This window comes from Amycolatopsis sp. NPDC003676 (assembly GCF_053587275.1).
This window is the reverse complement of the sequence record NZ_JBSFNS010000377.1, coordinates 1-1,135: the sequence shown is the minus strand read 5'-3', so window position 1 is coordinate 1,135 and position 1,135 is coordinate 1. Positions and strand designations below refer to the sequence as shown.

1 protein-coding gene is annotated in these 1,135 nt (G+C 71.8%); it reads left to right on the top strand.

The window, feature by feature from the left end:
• A partial coding sequence (locus ACWDNU_RS46550) for a condensation domain-containing protein (protein WP_449673537.1) occupies positions 1-1,135 on the top strand: 1,135 nt, incomplete at both ends.

Below are 1,135 nucleotides of genomic sequence, written 5' to 3'. Positions count from 1 at the left end.
AGGCGCCGCGAGGCCTCGCCGGTGCCGAACTCGACTCGGCCATCACCGAATTCGCGCGCACCGCCAACGACGCGATCGACCCGCGCGCCGGCGAACTGGTGCGCGCGGTGTGGTTCCCCGCCGACGCCGAAGGTGTCCTGCTGCTGGCGATCCATCACCTCGCCGTCGATGTCGTGTCCTGGCACATCATGATCGACGGTCTGGCCGCCGCCTGGCAGCAGGTCCAGGCCGGCGTGACACCGAAGATGCTGCCCGAGTTCACCTCCTACCGGCAGTGGTCCGAAACCCTGTGGCAGCGCGCCACCGAACCGGAAGTGCTGGCCCAGCGCGACTATTGGGCCGCCCAGGTGAGCGCGCCCGACGCCGCGCTCGGCGCTCGGCTGCCCGCCCCGGCCACCGACACCTGGTCCACCCTGCGCGTCAGCACGGTCGCGACACCGGTCCCCCTGACCGAACGCCTGCTGGCCCATGTCGGCAAGGACGAGGGTGTGCGCGAACTGCTGCTCACCGCCCTCACCATGACCATGGCCTCGGTCCACGCCGACAACGGAAACGACCCAGCCGCAGGCGCGTTGATCGCGCTGGAGGGCCACGGCCGTGCCGACGCCGAGCTCGGCACCGACACCGCCAACACCCTCGGCTGGTTCACCAGCGTCTTCCCCGTCCGCCTCGGCGTCGGCGACGACGCGGTGGATGTCGCTCGCGCGCAAGCGGATCCGGCCGCCGCCCGCACCCTGCTGGACGGCGTCACGACCCACCTGCGCGAAATCCCCAACCAGGGCCTCGATTACGGCCTGCTCCGCTACGTCGACCGGGTCCCCGAGCTCCACGCGGCGGCCGAACCCCAGGTCGAGTTCAACTACCTGGGCCGCATCGACCTGTCCGGCACCGAGGGCAATCCCTGGTCCCTGCTGGTCGGCGCGCACGACACGGCCCTGCCGCTCGACCCCGAGCCCGATCTGCCGCTGCGCTACGCGGTCGACGTCATCGCCGGCATCGGCACCACCCCCGACGGCCCGGCCCTGACCACCAACTTCCGCCTGCCAGCCGGACGAGACCACGCGGTGCAGCGTGCGCACCACCAGAACCGCGCCGTCCGCGCCTGGCGTGATCATCAGCAGGCGATCGACCTCCC